The sequence below is a fragment of the Rhizobium sp. GN54 genome (assembly GCF_021026345.1).
GTDB lineage: Bacteria > Pseudomonadota > Alphaproteobacteria > Rhizobiales > Rhizobiaceae > Mycoplana.
The window spans coordinates 177,766-197,503 of sequence record NZ_JAJNCZ010000006.1; the positions used below are offsets into that span (position 1 = coordinate 177,766).

The following is a 19,738-nucleotide window of genomic DNA, read 5'->3' on the forward strand; positions in this document are numbered from 1 at the left end:
TTCTTGCCGGGACAGGCCGAATATTGGATGCGCCCCGGACGGGCCGGACGCATGTTATGCCGCCTGAATGCGGCTCTCATGGGTCAGGACCATATGCCTGACCGATTCGAACACCGGGCCGCCGATGTCGGAGCGCGACAGCGCCAGTGCGACATTGGCCTCGATGAAACCCTGCTTGGAGCCGCAATCGAATGTCCGCCCGTCATAGGGGTGGGCGTGGAAGCGCTGGGAATCCGACAGCTGCAGCATGCTGTCGGTCAGTTGGATCTCGTTGCCGGCGCCGCGTTCCTGCTTCGCGAGGAGACCGAAGATCTCCGGCTGCAGGATATAGCGGCCATTGAGGAAATAGTTCGACGGAGCTTCGCAGGCCTTCGGCTTTTCGACCATCGCGGTGACGGCAAAGCCGTGCGGCACGCTCTCGCCCTTGCCGACGATGCCGTATTTGTAGGCCTCTTCCGGCGGGCACTGCTCGACGCCGACGACGTTGCCGCCGGCGAAGTTGTAGAGGTCCATCAGCCCGGCCATGCAGCCGCGCTCGCCGTGGCAGATCATGTCGGGCAGGAGCAGCGCGAAAGGCTCGTCGCCGATCAGGTCGCGCGCGCACCAGACGGCGTGGCCGAGGCCGAGCGGCGCCTGCTGGCGCGTGAAGCTGACCGTGCCGGCGGCCGGCAGCATGGCCTCGAGCTCGGAAACCTGCGCGTTCTTGCCGGAGCGCGACAGCGAGGAGATCAGCTCGGGCGCATCGTCGAAGTGGTCCTGGATCGCCTGCTTGTTGCGACCGGTGACGAAGACGATGTGCTCGATGCCGGCCTCGCGTGCCTCGTCGAGCGCATACTGCACGACGGGACGGTCGACCACCGTCAGCATTTCCTTCGGCATGGCCTTGGTGGCGGGGAGGAAGCGGGTTCCGTTGCCGGCGACAGGGATGACTGCCTTGCGTACACGTCTGATAGAGTCCATCGCACTATCCTTTGCTGGTATGGGGGCCTTGGCCCGGGGATCTCTGGCCGGCCGCGTTCCGGCCGGGTCGTTTGTCGTTGCCCGCGAGGCGGCGAAGCCGGGCGGCGATCGGCATGCGAAGATGCCGGACGGCAGCCGGGTCGCCCAGGGCGGTGCGCAGCGCCTGAACGAACGAGCGGCTCTTTAGTTGCTCGACGAGGTCGAGAAAGGATCGGGCTTCGGTCAGGCTGCGGGTGCGCAGCCGCTGCGCCTTCCTGGCCGCCGGATCGAGGCTGTGGCTGCCGACGAAGCGGTCGTCGGCCGTGAGCATCGCCTCCACGTGGTGCTTCTTCAGCACCCGCGAAATCGATCCTTCGCGGATATGGTAGATGTAGCCGGCGGCCGGTTCGACGACGCCGCGCCCGCCCCTGGCAAGCGCCGAGGCGAGCAGGAGGTAGTCCTCGCCGATCCGCAGGCTTTCGTCGAAACGCAGCGCCTTGTCGTCGAGGAAGCGGCGCTGGAACACCGGCTTCATGTAGCCGTAGTTGTGGGTGGAGCGGAAGAGCGCGTTGGAGGTGATGAAGGCCGGCAGCGTCAGCTGTGTCTGCCGCGCTAGTTCGGCCTCGGGGAACATGCGTTCGCGCGAACCGTCCTGCGAGACGACATCGAGATTGTCGACGACGATCTGCGCGTTCGCCTTCTCGGCGCGTGCGATCATGCGGGCGAGGCGGTCCGGCTCCACGGCATCGTCGGAATCGAGGATTGCGATCCAGCGGCCGCGCGCCGCATCGAGCCCGGCATTGCGCGCGCCGCCGGGACCCCGGTTCTGCTGAAGCGCGATCAGTTCCACGCGCGGATCGGCAAGGCGGCTGACGACGTCGCGGGTATCGTCCGAGGATGCGTCGTCCACGACCAGCACTTCGACGGACACGTCGCGCTGCGCCAGCGCACTGGTGATCGCCCGCCCGATCGTTTCGGACGTGTTGTAGGCGGCGATGACGAAGGAGACGTCGGGCGTCTGGCTCATGGGGTGCGGGTCTCCGCCAGGCCGTATTGCTGGATCTCGCGAACGCCCGAAAGGCCGCTGACGACGCCGGCATGGAGCACGGCGCGCAGGCCGTAGCCATAGCGGCGGGCAGGGGAGAAGGCTGTGGCGATGCCGGCTGCGGCGCAGACCAGCATCTTCGCGCCGGCCAGCCCGGCCGCGGCGAGGCGGCGCACGGGGCCGCCGGCCTTTTCGGCCAGCAGGCGGCCGTGGGTCTGGCCCATGCGGTAGCGGCGCCTGGCCAGCCATGCGAGCGAGGCGCGGCCGGGCGTCACCGGCTCGTGCACCCAGGCCTCGGGCGAAAATTCGATGCGGGCGCCGGCTTCGGTGGCGAGCGTGAAGAATTCCGTGTCTTCGCCGCCGGTCTTGCCCAGCGCCAGGCTGAAGCGACGGCCGGCGAGGGCCGGAGAAGTCAGGCGCATCAGCACGTTGCAGGTATAGCCGGTGCGGATCTCGCCGCGAACCCAGACGGGGCGGGTCGAATGGAGGTCGGCGCGCTGCATCCAGCCCGGCGTCGGCGTGCCGTAGATCGCCTTGACCGGGCCGAGCACGACATCGGCGCCGCTCTCGCCCATCGTCGTCACCAACTTCTCCAGCCAGTCGGGCGTTGCCGTCTCGTCGTCGTCGATGAAGGCCAGGAGCTCGCCGCGGCTATGCTCGAGGCAGGCATTGCGCGCGATCGAGATGTTCGATGCCGGGCAATGGACATAGTCGATCGGGAAGGGGATCTGCGTGCGCAGTCCGTCGACCAGGCCGGCAGCGCTCGGCACGGTATCGTTGTCGGCGACGACGATGCGCACCGCGCTGCCCTCGGGCACCGCAAGCGAGGCGAGGGAGCGCAGCGTCCGCTCCAGTTCCGGGCGCCGGTAGGTGCAGACCGCGATGTCGATCAGCGTGAACGGCAATGGCGGAGAGACGGGAGCGCTCATGGCGTCACCTGTGCCTGCGTGAAGGACGAGGCCGAGCGGCGGCGCGGCGAGAGCAGTTCGCGCCAGAAGCCGGCGGACCAGGCAAAATGCATGATCATCGCCGAGACGGCGGCAAGCGGTCCGTAGGGGTTGCGCTGGCCGACGGCCATCCAGACGCCGTAGCCAAGGCAGGCGGCTGCCCAGAAGCCGAAGGGCAGGACCGCCGCCCAGTTGACGACGGCGAGCAGCGCACCGGCCGCCACCGGCGCTACGCTCAGCGGGATCATCTGGCGCAGGCTCGGCATGGCGCGATGCTTCAGGAGGTTGCGGGCGCGGCCGCGGCCATAGGCGAAGTACTGGCGGAACAGCGGTCCGGCGCTCGAGCGCGGATAATAGATCATGTTCGTCCGGTCGGTCATCCAGATGCGATAGCCGGCCTTGTTCAGGCGGAAGTCCAGTTCGGCATCCTCGTTGTGGCTGAAGGCCTCGTCATAGCCGCCGACGGCGCGGAAGGCGGCGATGCGCATCAGCGCGTGGTGACCATGGTCGACCCAGTGGCTCTTGGCGCCGACGCGGTGGCGGGCGCCGCCATTGCCGAGCTTGGAGTTCTGCGCATAGGCCGTCGCCTTCTGGAACGCGCCGACGCCGATCGTCTCCATGGCGACGACGACCGAATCCGCGCCCGTCGCCGTGGCCTCGTCGACCAGCACCTGGCAATAGTCTTCAGGATAGTCGCCATGGGCGTCGATGCGGATCAGGTAGTCGTACTCGTCGCCGAAGGTGGCGACGGCAAGGTTCACCGCCGCGCTCTGGATTCGCCCCGGATTGTCCAGAAGCGCGATGTCGTCGCGCAGGGCGGCGATGTCGCGCACGATCTCGCGCGTGCCGTCGGTGCTGCCGCCGTCGGCCACGACCAGCATCGCGTCGAGTTCCTCGAGCGCGCCGGCGAGCCGCTGGACGAGCGGGCCGATGTGCCGGGCCTCGTTCAGGCAGGGAATGACGATCAGGCAGCGAACGGATTTGAGCGGTTCACCGGTCATTTGGTTCGATCTCCTAAATGGCAGCCGACCCGTGGGGGCGGGTCCGTGCGGGGCTGCGAAAAGCGGTTTCCTCGGAATTTGCGATTGCCGAGAGGCGCTGGACGAGGTCCAGGCAGTCATCGCGGCGGAAGGTCCACTGGCGGGCGCCCTGCTCGACGATCCGGTCGGCCGCATCCGTGTAGCTCCGGCGATCGATCCGCGAGAAAAGGTCGACCAGCCCCTCCACCGAGGCGTCCTCGAGCACGAAGCCGATATCCCGCCGGGCGATGAAGCGGGCGGTTTCCGTGCCCTTGATCGCGATCGGCACGGTGCCGTAGCGGCAACCCTCGTAGATGCGGTTCGGCAAAAGCCAGGCGGAGTTCTGCCCTTCCTCGAAGAAGTCGATCGCCCAGGCAAACTGGACCTCGCCGTAGATCTCAGACAGGTCCTCCGGATTGCGGTAGGCGCCGCGGAAGCTCATGAACGGCTCGCCGCGCATGAAGCTGTCGAAATCCTTCAGTTCGGCGTAGGACGGACGACCCCGCACGACGATCTCGACCTTGCCTTCCATCGCCCGCGAGAACCGCGAGAGCAGATCCAGCGACTTGCGGCAGCGGAGCGCGCCGAACCAGCCGATCTTCCACGGCGCGCCGTCGGCCGGCGGCCGCGGGCCGGGGACGAGCGGGATGTCGTCGTCGAGGTCCAGCACCTTGTTTTCGAGCAGCATGACCGGCGCGTCGATACCCGAAAGCGGCTCGAAATAGTTGTCGACATAGGCGGGCGAGCTCGTCACCAGCAGGCTGATGTCGCGCCCGAGTCGCGCCTCCGCCGCGCGCAGCATCCGCCCGCCGAGGTCCTGGCGCAGCAGCAGGCGGTGAATGTCGAGGCATTCGTAGACGACCGGGATGTCGCCACCGAACAGCGACACCGCCCGGCGTGCGAGCGCCAGCATTTCCAGGTTGCGTGCGATCACGATGTCGGGTCTTGCAACGCCCCGAAGCGAGGTGCCGAGATTGAGGCAGGCCCTTGCCACCGCGCCCGCCCGCTGGACGAAACGCGCATCCTCCGTGGCGCCGAGTTCGATCGTCGACAGGCTGCCGATCGCAGCCCCGGCGTTCTCGCCCCGTCGGAAGCCCGCAAGCGTCACCTCGGCATTTCCGGTCTGTAGCGCAAGGACCCTGCGACGGATCGCAGGGTCGGAGAGGTCGTGCGCCAGATAGAGGATATGCAGCATGGGATGATCCCGTTTCTTCACCCGGCATCATTCCGGGCCTTGACGAAAGTGGCAGTCTCGGGCGGGGCTTTCGCCGCGCCTCAGTTCAGGACGCAGGCGACGGATTCGGCGAACTGGCAGTCGTCGCCCGGCGCCGTGTAGGCGATGCGGTCGATCTGCATGGAGGTCGGGGCCGTGTAGTTGAAGCTGCCCATCCAGCCGCTCAGGGTGTCGGTTCCCCAGAGGCTGACGAAGATCTTCTGCGCATTCGTCGGAAGCTTCGCCGGGTCGGTCACCTCGTGCACCATCTGGCCGTTGACGTAGTAGCGCAGCCGGGACTGTTCCCAGACGAAGGCGTAGTCGTTGAAGCCGTTGTTGGCGCCGCCGGGCACGTCGACCAGCTTCTCGTTGCCACCCTTGGCGGCGATATACTGGTTGAGCTGCACCCTGGCGGAGTTCTTGCCGAGGACCTCGAAATCGATCTCGTCGTGCGGCTTCTTGTCGGCCGGGCCGATATAGGTGAAGAACGCCGAGTTCAGTCCGGAGCCTTCGGCCGTCTTCATCCGCACCTCATAGGTGCCGTAGCCGAAGCGCTTGCGGGTCTGGATCTCGCCGCAGGCGAACTCGCGCTCGCCGAGCTTGCGCTGCTCGAAGGTGAGGTTGAGCACGCCCTCGACGATCTTCACCTGGTCCTTCGACCAGGTGCAGTTCTGGTGCTTGCCGTTGTTCCAGCCGTCGGAGACGTACCAGATCTTGCGGTCCAGCGTGTCGAAGTTCTCGACGAAGGAGGCGCCGTTCGCGCCTTCCTGCGCGATGGCCGGAGCGGCGGAGGTAGCGCAGACGAGCGCTGTCAGCGCTGCGAGGCAGGTTCGGGTCGTGGGGCGTTTCGTGGATCGTGTCGTCATGGGCGATCGCATCCTTTCACCGTTGCGGGGTCGAGTAGCGGACATCATGGGCGGTATTGGAAATCGGCTTGCGTGCAGTGGAGCGGCTGCCGGTCAAAAGGGCATGCAGTCCCGGCAGGCTCTTCTGGACGATGGCGTGGGTGACGACGAGGATCGTGATCGTCAGCAGCGGCGCGGCGAAATAGAAGGCGACATAGTGGTCGATGCCGACGCGGTTCCACACCATCCACAATCCGACGAGCAGGGGATAGTGGGCGCAGAAGATCCAAAAGCTCAGGCCGCCTCCCTTCGACAGCCGCGTCCCGAGCCGGGTGCGCAGCAGAAGGTCGGACAGCGCCCAGGCGCCGACGATGCCGGACAGTGCGGTCATGGCGCGCAAGATCTCGAGCCAGACCGGGAAGTCGGGTCCGACGAGAAAGAGCGCCACCGACAAGAGAAGTGCGGCGGCGACGACGGCGGCGGAGATCTGGCTCGCATAGCGGTCGATGGCGCCGACGTCGACGCGGTGGAGTGCCACGGCGATGCCGGTGCTGAAGCCGAACAGGATCGATTTCTTCAGAAAGATTCCGTTCGGCACCGGCAGCACCGCATAGGCGAAGAACACCAGCAGCGTCGCACGCGGATAGCGCAGGACCAGCAGCGCCAGGAGCGGCGACAGGACAAGGCACAGAAGCAGGTCGCGCAGGAAGTAGAGCGGCAGGTTGATCGGCCAGCCTTCCAGGGCAAGCGCCAGCGTCGCCATTTCGCGCGGAGTGGCATGGACCACGTCCGGCAGATAGCCGAAGCCGATGCCGACCTTCTGCGCGAGGAAGACGAACGCCAGGAACGACAGGTTCCAGAGCAAGAAGGGCAACAGCACCGTGGTCGCCTTGGTGCGCAGCGTCTTGCCGTAGCTGAAGCCTTCGAAGCCGCGGCGGAACAGAAGATAGCCGGAGATCGCGCTGAGGCACGGGACGCCGATCCGGAACAGGCTGTCGCCCAGGAACACGCGCAACCAGTCGATCAGGCCGTTCAGTCCCAGAAACGGGCTGTTGGCCGGATCGTAGGGAACATGCACGAATACGATGCCCGAGATGAGCACTATGCGCATCAGATTGATCCGCGAAGAAACGCCCGCGTTCATATCCACGATATCAGCTACTCCTAATGGGCCCCATTTCCGGCAGCCGTTTCGGACAAAGCAGACTTGTGCCCGCGTCGAAAATGGTAGGGCGGTTAGGGCGGAAAAATATGGCAGTGCAGCAAGAATCTCAGCAGGGTTTGGTTGCACTGCACAATAAGAGAAACGCCGGCGGTCACCAAAATGTGTCCAGGGCGCTACCGCAACCGGCGAAAAGGCACGCTGGCACCGTAAATTGCAGAAATTGCTAATAGACTCAGATACATGCACGTCTTGGCTGTATTCCGGCCGAGGAAATTTCGCATTTTTTGCGTTTTGCCACCGTTTCAGGTTCTGTTCCTGTCGCCGGGGATGGTCAATTGTGGCGAAAAGGCGGCAAAACGATTCAAGCCCTTTTTGCGGAAGGCTTGCGGGTTGCTCATTGGGCCGGGCTGGGTGCGGCGGCGGGCGAGCGTTTCCGGGCGAGATCGACGAGCTTCCGCAGGAGCGGGCGCTCGGTGAGAAGGACGAGCGCGGCATAGATCACGCCGCCGATGACGGCGCCGACCACGACCTGCAGCGCCGCGTTCGGGACGAGATGGCCGAAAGTGGTCAGGAGCAGGCGGACGACGATCGCCATCAGGGCGGCGGTGAACATCGGGCGGCAGCAGGTCAGGAAGCCGCGGACGAAGGGCGTGCCGTCCGCCCGGAACACCACCATCGAATAGCCGACGAGGACGAAGGCGTTGACGGCACAGAGCCAGATCATCGCGCCGACCAGCGTGCCGTTATAGGCGCCGAAGGCGACGGCTGCCGTGGTGATCACCGCGCGAAGGATCGCCCACCAGAACAGCGTGCCGCCGTGACCGACGCCCTTCAGGTAGGGGATGAACGTGCTGCACGGGGTCAGGATCCCCTTCGACAGCGCAAGCAGTCCCAGCACCGGCCAGGCATAGGCCCATTGATGGCCGAACAGCGTGAGCATAGCGGGTTCGGCAAGCGCCCAGAGGCCGAACATCATCGGCGCCAGCAGGACGGTCGTGACCTGGGTGCTGAGCATCAGCGCGTTCGAGCGGCGGGCGCTGTCCTGCATCATGCTGCTGAAGGCGGGAAAGAGGACGCCCATGACGGCCGAAAGCACGACCTGGTTGGGGATGCTGGAGAAGCGGTTCGCCGCCGAATAGGCGCCGGCATCGGCGAGCCCGAGAAACCGGGAGATGATCACCATCGGCGACTGGAAGCTGACGAAGTTGGCGATCTCGGAGCCCATCATGCTCAGGCTGAAACGGGCCAGGCCGAAGACGCGGCCGACCGACATCTGCAGCGCGGGAACGTAGCGCGAGACGGCGAAGAGACCGACGAGCCGGATCGCCGCGGAGAGGAAGAGCTGCACGATCAGCGCCCAGACGCCGAAGCCCGCGAGCGCCAGCACCACGGCGGCGATGGCGCCGGCCGATTCCGATACCATGCTCCAGAAGGCGTCCTTGCCGAACTGCATGCGCCGCGCCAACAGCGCATAGGCCACGTCGCCGGCCAGTTGCAGCGGGATCAGCAGGGCCATCAGCCGCACGAGATAGGCGGCCTCGGTGGCGCCGAGCAGGCCTGCGACCGGCTCGGCCCAGACGTAGAGCCCGACCGCCATGAGGCAGGCGATCGCCAGATTGGCCCAGAAAACCGAGTGAATCGTCTTCATATCCTCGTCACGCTGGAGGATTAGGGCGGACGCCAGACCGGCGCCGCCGATCATCGCCAGGAACTGTACGACAGTAAGCGCGACGGCCACCGCGCCGAACTCTTCGGGGGTGAGGATTCTTGCCAAAATCGGGACCGTGACAAATTTCAGCCCGAATGTGCTTGTCTTGGATAAGACGCTCCAGCCGACGTTTCGCGTGACCGATTTCGCGTTGATGGCAGTGGGCATGGCCGCGTCCCGAATGCTGGAGGAGAGGGAAGTCGCTTAGTTATCAATACTTTAGTGCATGCCTAGATCTTTGGGAGGAAGCCGGGCACATCTCTTTGTAGGAAAACCGAAAAGGCGAAAAGATGGCGAAGCTGACTGTCGCGATCCCGTACTACCAGAAGGAACCAGGCATCCTGAGGCGTGCCCTCGCCTCCGTTTTCGAGCAGACTTACACCGATTTCCACATCATTGTCGTGGATGACCAGTCGCCGTATTCCATCGACGAGGAACTGGCTCCCCTGAGCGAGAACCGGCGCGAACGGATCACCGTGATCCGCCAGCCGAACGCCGGGCCGGGCGGCGCCCGCAACACGGCGCTGGACAACGTGCCGGCCGACAGCGAATTCGTGGCCTTCCTGGATTCCGACGACATCTGGACCCCCGATCACCTGAAGAACGCCTACGAGGCGATGACGCGGTTCGGCGCCGACTGCTACTGGGCGTCGATCACCGGCGGAGATGCGTTCTACTATCATTTCGGGGTCGCGGACCTCGAGAAGACCGAAAAGGTCGACCGGCTGCAGGAGAACCCGCTTCTCGTCGAAATTCCCGAGCTTTCCAGCGTCATGCTGAAGAACTGGAGCTTCCTCCACCTCTCCTGCATGGTGATCGGCCGCAGCCTGTTCGAGACCGTTCGCTTCGATGCGAGGCTGCGACTGGCGGCAGAAGACGTGCTGTTCTTCTGCGATTGCGTCCGCGCCGCCAAGCGCGTCGTGCTGTGCGATGCCGCCGGCGCCGTGCGTGGCGAGGGGATCAACATCTTCCACGCCATCGACAACGATTCACCCCAGTTCCTGAAGCAGCAGTTCAACACCTGGGTGGCGCTCGACCTTCTGGAAGGCCGGTTCGCGCAGCGCTCGAGCGAGGCCGATTCGATCCGGTCCTACAAGAGCACCGCCCGGCGGCAGGCGCTGTGGAGCCAGGCCCGCCGCGTTCGCCGCCGCAAGCTGCCGCAGTTCGACCTTCTGGCGAAGTGGGTCATGCGGGACCCCAGCCTTCTGCGCAGTGTCTTCGAACTCGCGGCCGGCAAGATCGCCCGCTAGGGCCGGATACCCGCGCTCGCCCCCCATCCCTCGTCTCAGGAGACGTATATGAAGCCCTATTACTGGGAATCCGATCACGGCAATTTCGGCGACGACCTCAACCTCTGGCTCTGGGATTTCCTGCTGCCCGGGTTTCGCGACGTTCACTCCGACGTGCTGCTTGTCGGCGTCGGCACCGTGCTGAACAGGGAACTGCTGCCCGACACCGGGCGCAAGCTGGTCCTCGGCAGCGGCTTCGGATACGGCGCCCTGCCCGACATGAGCGACCGGGACCTGTGGGACATCCGCTGCGTGCGCGGTCCGTCGACGGCGCAGAAGGTCGGCGTCGACGAGCGCCTCGGCATCATCGATCCCGCGGTGATGGTGGCCGACATGCCCGAGTTCCGGCACCTGTCGAAAACCCACAAGAAGAGCTACGTGCCCCACTGGGAATCGGCGATCGCCGGGGTCTGGTCGGAGGTTTGCGCCACGGTCGGCATCAACTATATCGACCCGCGCGGGGAAGCGAAGGATGTGATCTCCGCGATCGCCCGCTCGGAGCTCATCATCGCCGAGTCCATGCACGGGGCCATCCTTGCCGACGCCTTCCGCGTGCCGTGGGTCGCCGTCTCGACCTCGCGGAACATCAACAGTTTCAAGTGGAACGACTGGGCCGGAACGCTGGGGGTCACCTACAGGCCACGCCATGTGCCGATCTCTAGCCGGGCAGAGGCGATCATGAAGGGCAGCCGCTTCTGGGGCGTCGAGTTCGAAGCGCCGCAGCCCCCCGTCGCCGAACCGGCGGCGCGCGCGCCGGCGTCCGATGGCGAGGTGCTGGTGCGGCAGCCGGACACCCGCAAGGGCGGGCTGCGCCTGGCGGCCAAGCAGGTTCTCGCCGTCCGCTCGGCACTCGCGCTGTGGCAGGCGAGCCGCACCGAGCCGCAACTCAGCACCGACAGGGCCCTTGCCGAACGCAAGGAACGGTTCCTGTCGGTCCTCGACGGCGTCCGGCGCGACTACTTCTGAGGCAGGTCACGCGGCGCCGGATCCCGGGGCGGGTCCGACACCGCGCTGGTGATCGGGTCGTCTACCGCGACGAGCCGGCCGGCGAGGCCAGGAGGTAGCGGACCGCACCGGTGCCGCCAAGCGCTGCCGGCGCCGCCGCCTTGCGGCGGAAGCGGTCCGTCTTGTCGAGCAGGATGCCGCCGACGATGGCAGGCAGGGCGGCCGGATGCGTGGCCGCATAGGCAAGGGCGCGCCCCTTGCCGTGCTGGTTCTTCAGGTCGAGGAAGTGGCGCAACTCGTAGCGCGCGCGAATGTGGCGCTCGTGCCTTTCGATCAGGGCGCGCTCCTGGCGCGAAAGCCCGGGCTGCGCCAGGATAGCCCGGTCGGCCTCGTAGAGCCGCCGCAGGTCCTCGGTGCGATGGCTGCTGCTCAGCGAGTTGCCGCGCACGACCGCGCCGTAACCGCAGCTGTGGATGATCTTGTAGCGCGCACCGTGGGCGAGGGCTCTCGCGTAGAGGTCGTAGTCTTCCCCGAGCCGCAGCTGTTCGTGATAGCGCAGTTCGTTGCAGTCGAGAAACTCGCGTCGGATCAGGGGCTTGAGGAAACCGACCTCGCCGCGCTGGGCGCCGCGTCTGGAGATGTTGCCCTCGATGAAGCCGTTCAGGTCGAGCAGGCGGGGCTGCGGCGCGATCTCAGGGATTTCCAGTTGCCCCTTTGCCGCCCGCGCCTCGTCGACGAAGACGATGTTGTCGGCAATGAAGTCCCAGTCGGTCTCGGCGAGCATGCGCTCGAAACGGCCGGGCAGAAGGAAGTCGTCGGCATCGAGGATGCCCAGGATCGGCGAGTGCGAGGCGCGAATGGCCTCGTTGCGGGCCGCCGCCGGGCCGCGGTTTTCGTCGAACCGCAGGATCTTCAGGCGGTCGCTGTCATCGGCGGCGGCGCGCGCAGCACCTGCCGTGTCGTCTGTCGAGCCGTCGTCGACGACGATGACCTCGTTCGTCTCCGGTTGCTGCAGCGCCGAGGAAACGGCGCGCCCGATCGTCTGGGCGGCATTCTTGGCAGCGATGATGACGCACACTTCCCTGATCATCGTCCGATCGGCCTCCATCTTGAGATTGCGTTCGACACGCAAATCGTTGGCACCTTCGCGGGCACCGGGCATGGTGCGGCGCAGCATGGCGGCAACATGGAAGACGATCTTGTCCCAATCGGGGCATCGCGAAACTTCGGCGCGGACAAGGGTGTGCTCGGCAAGGGTGCCCGTCAACGCAGCCTGCGGGCGTACGCGTTCGCGGAAGGACCGACGAGACGGGAAGGGCCCGGCTCTGGCTCAGTAGTTGGAGTGGCCGGGCTTGTTCAGGGAGGTAACGCGCAGGCCCGCCGCAGCGTTCTCGGCGAGCGATGCCGCCCGGATCGCTTCCTCCGTCTCGCGCTTTCGCTCCCGCGCCTCCTTCCACACCAGGAAGAGAACGCCGACGAAATAGCCGACCTGGAGAAGGACGGCACAGATCAGCGTCTGGATCAGCGTGTCGGACAGCGATCCCGTCAGGCCGTAGGTTGCGAGACCGAAGACCAGCAAGGCACCGATCATGCTTATGAAGACGCGTGGACCATACATCGGGCTAGCCCGGATTCATGTGAAGGTTAAATGACATGGGCGAATTCCTCCCGCGTGCCCGGTTTCCCGGTGCCTTGCGATTATATGCGGGCAGAGCCGCAGGTTCAATCGCCCGGCGCGACGGCTCTTACAGATAGGGTTAAGCGCCCGGCAACTCAATTGGTTGTGATCGGTCGTGCTGCAACGTGGCGTGGGCTGGATCTCGATTCGATGCCGCCATGTTCCGGCCGCAATCCGGTCATGATGCAGCGCAAACGGGAACATCGATGCGTCCGACGCAGCTAGAGGTAAGCGACCCGATCACGCGCCGATCAACTTTTGTTACACGGCATTGGCTTTCATCACGCATTTTCGTGTGCAGTGCAGCAGCATGTTGCGATGCAGAATTTCATTCTGGCACAAATCATTATCGCTGATCCTGACGGCGTTGGGCGGCCATCGGTGCCCTTTTCAAATCTATCCAGAGTATAGAATTATGGCTTTGAACTCATAAAGTTAAAAGTCATCGTGATTTCGGAGCAATATGGGAGGAAATAACAAAAAAGATACTATTATATACATTGTCTCATCACGAGGGATTGGCTATTTCATATATTATGAGATCCTTAAATAGGGATCTGATCGATCCACAAAAAAAGATTCTGCTTCCAAGATCAAAATCTGACCATACCCTGCGTCTTGGATGTTTCACGTCCCAAACGGATGAGACCTATCGCCAAACCGGAACGGAGCCCACTCTATGAAGTCCGCGACACGATCGGCCAGTTCGACGTTTCTGAGCGCCGCAGCCACTGGCGCGCCCCCTCTCGGAGGAATCACCAAGCGCGGCTTCGACATTGCCGCCACTTCGCTTGCCCTGTTGTTCCTGAGCCCGATCTTCCTGCTCATCGCCGCGCTGGTGAAAGCCTCGGACGGTGGCAACGTCTTCTATGGCCACCGCCGCATCGGCCACAACGGCCGCAGCTTCCATTGCCTGAAATTCCGCACGATGCGGATGGACGGAGATCGCGTGCTGCAGGCCTACCTGAAGGCCAATCCCGAGGCCTACGAGGAATGGCGCGCGACCCGCAAGCTGAAGCACGACCCGCGCGTCACCACTGTCGGCGCCGTGCTGCGCAAGCTGAGCCTCGACGAACTGCCGCAGCTGATGAACATCCTGCGCGGCGAAATGAGCATCGTCGGCCCGCGGCCGGTGGTCGAGGACGAGCTCGAGCTCTACGAGAGCGCCGCCAGCTACTACCTGCAGACCCGTCCCGGCCTGACCGGCCTTTGGCAGGTCAGCGGGCGCAACGACGTCTCCTATTCCGCTCGCGTCGCCTTCGACACCGAGTATGTCCGCACCTGGTCGCTGATCAAGGACCTGCTCATCGTCTTCAAGACGATCCCCGCCGTCTGCGCCTCGCGCGGCAGCTATTGAGACCCGACGGACGGCTCGCCCCCTTGTTCGTGCTCCCTTGTTTCGCGCAATGGCGGGCCACGACGGAGAAACGGATCTATCGATGAAAACAGTGATCACGGCTTCCGGGCCGCGTCTCCACGTTCGAAACCTCTGCAGGGGCCTCGTGCTTGCAGCCGGGCTGCTGCTGGCGCAGGGCACCTCAGCCTTTGCCGAGGACTACCGGCTCGACGTCCTCGACAAGCTGCGCATTCGCGTGGTCGAATGGCAGACGACCGAGGGCGCGGTACGCGACTGGTCGGCGATCAGCGGCGACTATGCGGTCGGCGCTGCCGGGCAGATTTCGCTGCCGCTCGTCGGCGAGCTTCCCGTTTCCGGCAAGACCACGGCGGAGGTCGCCCAGGAAATCGGTCTCCGCATGCAGAAGCTCTTCGCCCTGCGCGACCTGCCTACGGCTTCCGTGGAGCTCGCGCAGTACCGGCCGATCTTCGTGGCCGGCGAGGTGCAGACGCCGGGGGAATATCCCTTCGCCCCGAACATGACGGTGCTGAAGGCGGTAAGCCTCGGCGGCGGGCTTCGTCGCGCCGACCCCGGCCAGCGCTTCGCCCGCGACTTCATCCGCGCGGACGGCGACGCATCGGTGCTGGTTGCCGAGCGCAACCGTCTATTGGCACGGCGCGCGCGCCTGCAGGCGGAAATCGCCGAACAGGACAGCATCACCATGCCGAAGGAGCTCGACCAGGCGCCGGAGGCGGCGATCCTGCTGGACAGTGAAACGGAACTGATGAAGTCGCGTGACCGGCGGCAGAAGGTGCAGCTCAAGGCGTTGGCGGACCTCAAGACGCTGCTGCAGACCGAGATCGCCTCGCTTGACAAGAAATCGGAGACGCAGACGCGGCAGCTCAGCCTGGTCGAGGACGATCTCAAGAAGGTCGACAGCCTTGCCGAGCGCGGGCTGACGATCAGCTCGCGCAAGCTGACGCTGGAACAGCGTACCGCCGATCTGCAGGCGGCCCTGCTCGATATCGACACCGCCACCCTCAAGGCGAAGCAGGATGCCACCAAGGCGGCCCAGGACGAGACCAACCTGATCAACGACTGGGATGCGACGCTGGCGCAGGAAATGCAGAACACCGAGAGCGAACTGGAAGCCGTCACGCTGAAGCTCGAGACGAGCCGGAAGCTGATGTCGGAGGCGCTGCTGCAGTCTGCCGATGCCGGGGCGACGAACCGTGACCCCTCCGGGGCGGATGCCACCTACGTGATCCTGCGCGAGAAGGATGGCCGCCCGACCGAGATCCCGGCGACGGAAACGACGCAGATCCTGCCCGGAGACGTGATCAAGGTCGGCTACAACGTCGCCATGCGGTGAGCGGCCGATGCGGATCGCCAAGGCCAGCCTGGTGACACCCGGCGAGAACCAGCTCTACGGCATGGCCGCCGTGGCGCTGTCGCTGTTCGTGTTCGCCTACTCCTCCCGCTTCGGGCAGGTATCCATTCTGGCCTATTATGGCCTGTGGCTGCCGCTCGTGCTGGTGGACTATCGCACCGTCCTCGGCAACTACACGCGCTACCTCTGGATCTTCGGTTTCGCCGTCTTCGCCTGCCTGACGATGTTCTGGTCTGCCGCGCCGGCGCAGTCGGCGCGAACCGGGATCCAGTATTTCACCCATGTCGTCTGCGCGCTCATCGCCATGCGGGTGCTGGATATCCGCACGCTCTCGCGCGGTGCGATACTGGGGGTCGGGCTGGTGCTCGCCTATTCCTTCGCCTTCGGCGTCTATCACGCCGATCCGCTGGACGGCACCGTCAGTTTCGTCGGCGCCTTCGCGTCGAAGAACCAGCTCGGCTTCTACGCTTCGCTCGGCGTCTACTTCGCCGTCACCGCGATCGTCGTGCTGCGCGAGCGCGGCCTGTCGTTTGCGACCGCCGGCGGTGTCTTCTTACTCTCGGCCTATGCGCTGGTCGCCTCGCAGTCCGCAACCTCCGTCCTGACCACTGCCGCGGCCGTGGCATGTTGCCTGGGCCTGCGCCTGCTTCTGTGGCTGTCGCCGAAGAACCGCCGGACGCTGTTCATCGCCGGCCTCATCCTTCTCGTCATCGGCGGCGCCGGGTTCATCTCGGCCGGAGGATACGGGATGGTGCTCGGCGCCTTCGGCAAGGACACCACGCTCACCGGGCGGACCTATCTCTGGCAACAGGGGATCGAGGCGGCGGCCGCCAACCCTTGGGTCGGCCTCGGATACCAGGCCTACTGGGTGCAGGGCTTCTCGGAGGCCGAACGGTTGTGGGAGGAGTTCTACATCGGCAGCCGCGCCGGCTTCCATTTCCACAACACGCCGATCGAGGCGATGGTGGAGACCGGCTTCATCGGGCTCGTGCTCCTGTTCGGCGTGCTGATCGTCGCGATCGTCGGTCATCTGCGCCGCTTCCTCGCCGGCGAGGGCAGTGCGGAAGCCGCATTGCTGCTCGGTGTCTGCGTGCTTCTCGCGATGCGGGCCTTCTTCGAGATCGACATCATGAACCCCTATCACGTCGGCTCGTTCCTCCTCTATTTCGCGGCCGGCAAGCTGACGATGCGCGTGCCGCGGCGGCATGCCGTACCGGTGCAGGCGAGGGTGATGCGCCGGTTGCCGGTCATGTCGCTTGCGCGGGCGGGCGGGCGATGAAGACGCTCTACGGCATCCAGTATCTTCGGGCGGTGGCGGCGATCGCCGTCGTCCTGTTCCATGCCGCCGAAAAGACGGGCGGGCATTTTGCCATCGGGGCTGCCGGCGTCGACGTCTTCTTCGTCATCAGCGGCTTCATCATGTGGGTCATCACGGCGCGCCGTCCGGTCACGCCGCTGAAGTTCCTGTCCGACCGGATCGTTCGGATCGTGCCGATCTATTGGCTCGCCACCATGGTCATGGTCGCCGGCGCGCTTGTCGGCCTGTTTCCCAACCTGGAGCTGACGGCCGGGCATGTCGCCGCCTCCCTCCTGTTCGTTCCGATGCGATCGCCGAGCAGCGGCGAGATCTGGCCGGTGCTGGTGCAGGGGTGGACGCTCAATTTCGAAATGTTCTTCTATCTCGTCTTCGCGCTCGCGCTGCTCCTTCCCCGCGCGCGGCAACTGGCTGCGGTCGGGATCGTGCTGGCGGCACTGACGATCGCCGGTGCCTTCCTTTCGACCGACAATGCGCTGCTTCTGACCTATACCCGGCCGATCATCCTCGAATTTGCGATCGGCATGGTGCTGGGTCAGCTGTGGCTCGCCGGGCGCGTGCCCGGGGCGGCGACAGGGCTGGGGCTGGTGCTGGTCGCGATCGGCGGTTTCGCCGCCATCGGCATCTTCCGCCTGCCCTTCGACGAATGGACCTGCGGGCCGCTGGCGGCAGCGCTGGTGCTCGGCGTTCTGGCGCTCGAAGCGCGAGGGCTGATCCGGCCGTTCGCGCTTCCGACGCTGCTCGGCAATGCCTCCTATTCCATCTATCTCTGGCACACCTTCGCGATCTCGGTCGTGGCCAAGGTGGGCGAACGGCTGCACGTCGCGCCGGGGCTGACGCTGTTTCTGGCCGCTTTCTGCGGCATCGCCGGCGGGCTGGTGGCCTACCGGCTGGTCGAGCGGCCCCTGCTTTCCGTGCGGCGCAGTCCGGCACGGAAGCCCGTTGCCGCCGGCAATGCCGTCGCCGAGGCGGGCGGCAGCACCTGAGGGGTGCCGGCCACGGCACCATCGGCTCAATTCCACCCATCAAGGTCCGCGTGATGCATCAGTCATCATATGAGTTGATGACGCCGGGCGAAAATTCGTTATAAGATCGCCATGAGAGCGTAACTTGTCGGATGAGCTGGCGCGTCGCCGGGTGCCGGCGGTTCGGATGCGAAGTGGGAGATGAGCATGAGTTTCCAGGCCAGGTCAGGAGCGAAGGTCGCTACAGCCCCCGGGACACTGACCACGCGCCTTGCCGAGGAACTGAGGAAGGCGATCATGGGCGGGCAGTTTCCGCCCGGAAGCCGGCTGCCGAGCGAGGCCCAGCTGACCGAGGCGCACGGCGTCAGCCGCACCGTGGTGCGCGAGGCGATCGCAGCACTTCGGGCGGATCGGTTGGTGGAGGCCCGGCAGGGCGCCGGCGTCTTCGTGCTCGAGGCGGAGGTACCGGGGCCGACGCCCCTGTTCCTGCGGAACATCGACCATGAACGCGTCTCTTCGATGATCGAGCTTCTGGAACTGCGCACGGCCGTGGAGGTCGAGGCTGCCGGGCTTGCGGCGCTGCGGCGTTCCCCGGCACAGGAGGAGGTGATCTTCGAACGCCATTTTGCCGTGCGCGCCTGTCTCGAGGCCTCGGTGCCGACGAGCGAGGCGGATTTCGCCCTGCATCTCGCCATCGCCGAGGCCACCAACAATCCGCGCTTTCGCGAATTCCTCGCCCTGATCGGCAAGAACGTCATTCCGCGCGCGGCCCTTCGCAACGACGATGCGGAGACGGACCAGGCGGCCTATATCCATCTGATCCTCCAGGAGCACCAGGACATCGTCACCGCCATTTCCAACGGCGACGAGGAGGGCGCACGGGCGGCGATGCGCCGCCATCTGCGCGGCAGTCAGGGCCGCTATCGCGCGCTGTTGCGCGAACAGCGCCAACCTGTATGATAACTTGTTGACAGGAATTGCCGTAAGACGTATTACAAGTCTGCCGGAGGAGGCAGACAGAGGAACTTCACATGACGCCGCAAGAGATCAAGGCAGCGCTGGGCGCTGGCCTGCTTTCGTTTCCCGTGACGCATTTTGACCGCGAGGGTGAATTCCAGCCCGAGAGCTATCGCCGACATATCGACTGGCTTGCCAGTTTCGAAGCGCCGGTCCTGTTCGCCGCTGGCGGCACCGGTGAGTTCTTCTCGCTTTCGCCTTCCGAGATTCCGGGTATCGTGCGCGCCGCCAAGGAGGCCGCCGGCAGGACGGCGATCGTCTCGGGCTGCGGCTTCGGCAGCCATGTCGGGGTGGAACTGGCGCGCGAGGTCGAGAAGGCGGGCGCGGACGGCATCCTGCTTCTGCCGCACTATCTGATCGATGCGCCGCAGGAAGGTCTCTACCAGCACGTCAAGCGCATCTGCCAGTCGGTCGGCATCGGCGTCATGGTCTACAACCGCGACAATTCGGTTCTCTCCGTCGATACGCTGAAGCGGCTTTGCGACGAGTGCCCGAACCTCGTCGGCTTCAAGGACGGCACGGGCGACATCGGCCTGGTGCGCCAGGTGACGGCGACCATGGGCGATCGGCTGACCTATCTCGGCGGCATGCCGACGGCGGAACTCTTCGCCGAGGCCTATCTGGGCGCCGGCTTCACCACCTATTCCTCGGCGGTCTTCAACTTCGTGCCCCAACTCGCCGTCGAGTTCTACAAGGCGCTGCGTGGCGGCGACCGGGCGCGTTGCGAGACGATCCTGAAGGAGTTCTTCTATCCGTTCATGGCGATCCGCAGCCGGCGCAAGGGCTATGCGGTGGCCGCCATCAAGGCGGGCGTGCGGCTGCAGGGTTTCCAGGCCGGCAAAGTCAGGCCCCCGCTGGATGACCTGACGGCCGAGGAAGAAGGCATGCTCGAGGCCCTGATCGCGCCATGGAAACGCTGACC

Annotated in this window: 18 protein-coding genes; 8 read left to right on the forward strand and 10 right to left on the reverse strand. The window is 65.3% G+C overall.

The annotated features are described in order from the left end of the window. Window positions 1-54 precede the first annotated feature (54 nt). The 8 genes from LQK81_RS17325 to LQK81_RS17360 all read right to left on the reverse strand — a co-directional run bounded on the left by LQK81_RS17325 (window position 55) and on the right by LQK81_RS17360 (window position 9,049). On the reverse strand, window positions 55-960 hold the full coding sequence (locus tag LQK81_RS17325; protein ID WP_230807619.1) for a UTP--glucose-1-phosphate uridylyltransferase: 906 nt from the start codon (window positions 958-960) through the stop codon (window positions 55-57). 4 nt (window positions 961-964) lie between these two features. Beyond that, entirely contained in the window at window positions 965-1,966 is a 1,002-nt protein-coding gene (locus tag LQK81_RS17330; RefSeq protein WP_230807620.1) for a glycosyltransferase family 2 protein, read from the reverse strand. Beyond that, on the reverse strand, window positions 1,963-2,913 hold the full coding sequence (locus LQK81_RS17335) for a glycosyltransferase family 2 protein (protein ID WP_230807621.1): 951 nt from the start codon (window positions 2,911-2,913) through the stop codon (window positions 1,963-1,965). Before LQK81_RS17335 ends, LQK81_RS17330 begins: the two co-directional genes overlap by 4 nt. Next, complete coding sequence (locus LQK81_RS17340) at window positions 2,910-3,932, reverse strand: glycosyltransferase family 2 protein (protein ID WP_230807622.1); 1,023 nt, start codon at window positions 3,930-3,932, stop codon at window positions 2,910-2,912. Before LQK81_RS17340 ends, LQK81_RS17335 begins: the two co-directional genes overlap by 4 nt. A gap of 13 nt (window positions 3,933-3,945) precedes the next feature. Then, entirely contained in the window at window positions 3,946-5,145 is a 1,200-nt protein-coding gene (locus tag LQK81_RS17345; protein WP_230807623.1) for a glycosyl transferase family 1, read from the reverse strand. 80 nt (window positions 5,146-5,225) lie between these two features. Continuing rightward, window positions 5,226-6,029: a glycoside hydrolase family 16 protein gene (locus tag LQK81_RS17350; protein WP_230807624.1), complete on the reverse strand. Its 804-nt coding sequence runs from the start codon at window positions 6,027-6,029 to the stop codon at window positions 5,226-5,228. A 16-nt stretch (window positions 6,030-6,045) separates the two neighbouring features. Then, complete coding sequence (locus LQK81_RS17355; RefSeq protein ID WP_230807750.1) at window positions 6,046-7,152, reverse strand: acyltransferase family protein; 1,107 nt, start codon at window positions 7,150-7,152, stop codon at window positions 6,046-6,048. Between the two features lie 415 nt (window positions 7,153-7,567). Continuing rightward, a complete protein-coding gene (locus LQK81_RS17360; protein ID WP_230807625.1) occupies window positions 7,568-9,049 on the reverse strand; it encodes a lipopolysaccharide biosynthesis protein in 1,482 nt (493 codons plus the stop codon). A gap of 122 nt (window positions 9,050-9,171) precedes the next feature. Between LQK81_RS17360 and LQK81_RS17365 the strand changes: the two genes are divergently transcribed. Further along, window positions 9,172-10,131, forward strand: coding sequence for a glycosyltransferase family 2 protein (locus LQK81_RS17365; RefSeq protein WP_230807626.1), 960 nt, complete (start codon window positions 9,172-9,174; stop codon window positions 10,129-10,131). Window positions 10,132-10,179: 48 nt separating this feature from the next. After that, window positions 10,180-11,136, forward strand: a complete 957-nt coding sequence (locus tag LQK81_RS17370; protein WP_230807627.1) for a polysaccharide pyruvyl transferase family protein — start codon at window positions 10,180-10,182, stop codon at window positions 11,134-11,136. Between the two features lie 61 nt (window positions 11,137-11,197). Here the strand turns inward: LQK81_RS17370 and LQK81_RS17375 are convergent, their stop codons facing one another. Both LQK81_RS17375 and LQK81_RS17380 read right to left on the reverse strand, forming a co-directional pair. After that, the gene (locus tag LQK81_RS17375) at window positions 11,198-12,205 is read right to left on the reverse strand and encodes a glycosyltransferase family 2 protein (protein ID WP_230807751.1); all 1,008 of its coding nucleotides are present in this window, start codon (window positions 12,203-12,205) and stop codon (window positions 11,198-11,200) included. 240 nt (window positions 12,206-12,445) lie between these two features. Next, window positions 12,446-12,733: an exopolysaccharide production repressor protein gene (locus tag LQK81_RS17380; RefSeq protein WP_330166556.1), complete on the reverse strand. Its 288-nt coding sequence runs from the start codon at window positions 12,731-12,733 to the stop codon at window positions 12,446-12,448. A 739-nt stretch (window positions 12,734-13,472) separates the two neighbouring features. On the opposite strand from LQK81_RS17380, the gene LQK81_RS17385 reads away from it, so the two are divergent. From LQK81_RS17385 to kdgD, 6 genes are all read left to right on the forward strand, one after another. Next, on the forward strand, window positions 13,473-14,150 hold the full coding sequence (locus tag LQK81_RS17385) for a sugar transferase (protein ID WP_230807628.1): 678 nt from the start codon (window positions 13,473-13,475) through the stop codon (window positions 14,148-14,150). A gap of 82 nt (window positions 14,151-14,232) precedes the next feature. Next, window positions 14,233-15,501, forward strand: coding sequence for a polysaccharide biosynthesis/export family protein (locus LQK81_RS17390; protein ID WP_230807629.1), 1,269 nt, complete (start codon window positions 14,233-14,235; stop codon window positions 15,499-15,501). A 7-nt stretch (window positions 15,502-15,508) separates the two neighbouring features. Next, complete coding sequence (locus LQK81_RS17395) at window positions 15,509-16,798, forward strand: O-antigen ligase family protein (protein WP_230807630.1); 1,290 nt, start codon at window positions 15,509-15,511, stop codon at window positions 16,796-16,798. Continuing rightward, window positions 16,795-17,820 (forward strand): acyltransferase family protein, encoded by a 1,026-nt coding sequence (locus LQK81_RS17400; RefSeq protein ID WP_230807631.1) that lies wholly within the window; start codon window positions 16,795-16,797, stop codon window positions 17,818-17,820. The genes LQK81_RS17395 and LQK81_RS17400 overlap by 4 nt, the downstream gene beginning before the upstream one ends. A 180-nt stretch (window positions 17,821-18,000) precedes the next feature. Beyond that, a complete protein-coding gene (locus tag LQK81_RS17405; protein ID WP_442967150.1) occupies window positions 18,001-18,759 on the forward strand; it encodes a FadR/GntR family transcriptional regulator in 759 nt (252 codons plus the stop codon). A gap of 71 nt (window positions 18,760-18,830) precedes the next feature. Further along, window positions 18,831-19,736 carry a 5-dehydro-4-deoxyglucarate dehydratase gene (gene kdgD / locus LQK81_RS17410; RefSeq protein WP_230807633.1) on the forward strand — a complete coding sequence of 302 codons (906 nt, stop codon included), beginning with the start codon at window positions 18,831-18,833 and terminating at the stop codon, window positions 19,734-19,736. The last annotated feature ends 2 nt before the right edge of the window (window positions 19,737-19,738 follow it).

Excerpts from the sequence above, each read along its gene's own strand:
- LQK81_RS17325 (WP_230807619.1), bottom strand. The coding sequence starts at position 960 with ATGGACTCTATCAGACGTGTACGCAAGGCAGTCATCCCTGTCGCCGGC.
- LQK81_RS17330 (WP_230807620.1), bottom strand. The coding sequence starts at position 1,966 with ATGAGCCAGACGCCCGACGTCTCCTTCGTCATCGCCGCCTACAACACG.
- LQK81_RS17335 (WP_230807621.1), bottom strand. The coding sequence starts at position 2,913 with ATGAGCGCTCCCGTCTCTCCGCCATTGCCGTTCACGCTGATCGACATC.
- LQK81_RS17340 (WP_230807622.1), bottom strand. The coding sequence starts at position 3,932 with ATGACCGGTGAACCGCTCAAATCCGTTCGCTGCCTGATCGTCATTCCC.
- LQK81_RS17345 (WP_230807623.1), bottom strand. The coding sequence starts at position 5,145 with ATGCTGCATATCCTCTATCTGGCGCACGACCTCTCCGACCCTGCGATC.
- LQK81_RS17350 (WP_230807624.1), bottom strand. The coding sequence starts at position 6,029 with ATGACGACACGATCCACGAAACGCCCCACGACCCGAACCTGCCTCGCA.
- LQK81_RS17355 (WP_230807750.1), bottom strand. The coding sequence starts at position 7,152 with ATGAACGCGGGCGTTTCTTCGCGGATCAATCTGATGCGCATAGTGCTC.
- LQK81_RS17360 (WP_230807625.1), bottom strand. The coding sequence starts at position 9,049 with ATGCCCACTGCCATCAACGCGAAATCGGTCACGCGAAACGTCGGCTGG.
- LQK81_RS17365 (WP_230807626.1), top strand. The coding sequence starts at position 9,172 with ATGGCGAAGCTGACTGTCGCGATCCCGTACTACCAGAAGGAACCAGGC.
- LQK81_RS17370 (WP_230807627.1), top strand. The coding sequence starts at position 10,180 with ATGAAGCCCTATTACTGGGAATCCGATCACGGCAATTTCGGCGACGAC.
- LQK81_RS17375 (WP_230807751.1), bottom strand. The coding sequence starts at position 12,205 with ATGATCAGGGAAGTGTGCGTCATCATCGCTGCCAAGAATGCCGCCCAG.
- LQK81_RS17380 (WP_330166556.1), bottom strand. The coding sequence starts at position 12,733 with ATGTATGGTCCACGCGTCTTCATAAGCATGATCGGTGCCTTGCTGGTC.
- LQK81_RS17385 (WP_230807628.1), top strand. The coding sequence starts at position 13,473 with ATGAAGTCCGCGACACGATCGGCCAGTTCGACGTTTCTGAGCGCCGCA.
- LQK81_RS17390 (WP_230807629.1), top strand. The coding sequence starts at position 14,233 with ATGAAAACAGTGATCACGGCTTCCGGGCCGCGTCTCCACGTTCGAAAC.
- LQK81_RS17395 (WP_230807630.1), top strand. The coding sequence starts at position 15,509 with ATGCGGATCGCCAAGGCCAGCCTGGTGACACCCGGCGAGAACCAGCTC.
- LQK81_RS17400 (WP_230807631.1), top strand. The coding sequence starts at position 16,795 with ATGAAGACGCTCTACGGCATCCAGTATCTTCGGGCGGTGGCGGCGATC.
- LQK81_RS17405 (WP_442967150.1), top strand. The coding sequence starts at position 18,001 with ATGAGCATGAGTTTCCAGGCCAGGTCAGGAGCGAAGGTCGCTACAGCC.
- kdgD (WP_230807633.1), top strand. The coding sequence starts at position 18,831 with ATGACGCCGCAAGAGATCAAGGCAGCGCTGGGCGCTGGCCTGCTTTCG.